Annotated in this window: 1 rRNA gene; it reads left to right on the plus strand. The window is 54.6% G+C overall.

The features are described from left to right. A 23S ribosomal RNA gene (locus LGZ98_RS23985) occupies positions 1 to 680 on the plus strand; the annotation flags it as partial.

Consider the following 680-nt stretch of genomic DNA (forward strand, 5'->3'; position numbering starts at 1 on the left):
CATCCTTGAAATACCACCCTTGAATGCTCGATGTTCTCACTTAGGCCCGTTATCCGGGCTGAGGACAGTGTCTGGCGGGTAGTTTGACTGGGGCGGTCTCCTCCCAAAGCGTAACGGAGGAGCACGAAGGTTGGCTAATCACGGTCGGACATCGTGAGGTTAGTGCAAAGGCATAAGCCAGCTTAACTGCGAGAGTGACGGTTCGAGCAGGTACGAAAGTAGGTCTTAGTGATCCGGTGGTTCTGCATGGAAGGGCCATCGCTCAACGGATAAAAGGTACTCCGGGGATAACAGGCTGATACCGCCCAAGAGTTCATATCGACGGCGGTGTTTGGCACCTCGATGTCGGCTCATCACATCCTGGGGCTGAAGTAGGTCCCAAGGGTATGGCTGTTCGCCATTTAAAGTGGTACGCGAGCTGGGTTTAGAACGTCGTGAGACAGTTCGGTCCCTATCTGCCGTGGGCGCAGGAAGATTGAAAGGGGCTGCTCCTAGTACGAGAGGACCGGAGTGGACGCACCGCTGGTGTACGGGTTGTCATGCCAATGGCATTGCCCGGTAGCTAAGTGCGGGAGAGATAACCGCTGAAAGCATCTAAGCGGGAAACTTGCCTTGAGATGAGTCTTCCCTTGACTTGAGGTCACGGAAGGAACGTTTAAGACGAAGACGTGGATAGGCTG

It is taken from the genome of Photorhabdus kayaii (genome assembly GCF_025384895.1).
Taxonomy (GTDB): Bacteria; Pseudomonadota; Gammaproteobacteria; order Enterobacterales; family Enterobacteriaceae; genus Photorhabdus; species Photorhabdus kayaii.